The organism is Proteiniclasticum sediminis (assembly GCF_018128025.1).
GTDB lineage: Bacteria > Bacillota > Clostridia > Clostridiales > Clostridiaceae > Proteiniclasticum > Proteiniclasticum sediminis.
Map to the genome: position 1 here is coordinate 1 of NZ_JAGSCS010000066.1, position 761 is coordinate 761.

Genomic DNA, 761 nt, shown 5'->3' on the forward strand with positions numbered 1-761 from the left:
GCCACGATCTTGATCTTGTCAAAATGCAGGCCCGTATGGTAACCCAGTTCCTCCAGGGCGATGCCCAGGGATTCCGTGGCCGGCTGGCTGGTGCCGCCGGAGAAGGTGGATACGGTGGTGTCGATGATGTCGGCACCGGCTTCCACGGCCTTCAGGTAGGTCATCTCCGCAATGCCGGAGGTGGCGTGGGTATGGACCTGCAGCGGCAGATCGGTGATCCCCTTGATTCCCTTCACCAGCTTGTAGGCTACGCTGGGGGTCAGGATGCCCGCCATGTCCTTGATGGCGATGGAGTCGGCCCCCATCTTCACCATTTCGGCGGTGAGGTTCACGTAGTAGTCCACGGTGTGGATGTCGCTGATGGTGTAGCAGATGCACATCTGGCAGTGGCCGCCGAACTTCTTGATGGCCTTCACTGAAGTCTCCAGGTTTCGGAGATCGTTGAGGGCGTCGAAGACGCGGACAATGTCGATGCCGTTTTCGATGGCTTTCTGAATGAAGGCCTCCACCACGTCATCGGGATAGTGCTTGTAGCCCAGAAGGTTCTGGCCGCGGAGCAGCATCTGGAGCTTCGTGTTCTTTACGTGCTTCCGGATAGTTCTCAACCTCTCCCAGGGATCTTCGTTGAGGTAGCGCAGGGAAGCATCAAAGGTTGCGCCACCCCAGACTTCCAGGGAGTGGTAGCCGGCTTCATCCAGTGTTTCCAGGATGGGCAGCATCTGCTCCGTGGACATGCGGGTGGCAAAGAGACTCTGATGGGC

General features: G+C 58.6%; 1 protein-coding gene. It reads right to left on the bottom strand.

Features of this window, described 5'->3' with window-relative positions; translation table 11 throughout:
* Nucleotides 1–761: pyruvate carboxylase subunit B (locus tag KCG48_RS14550; protein WP_211802895.1), on the bottom strand; the 761-nt coding region annotated here is incomplete at both ends.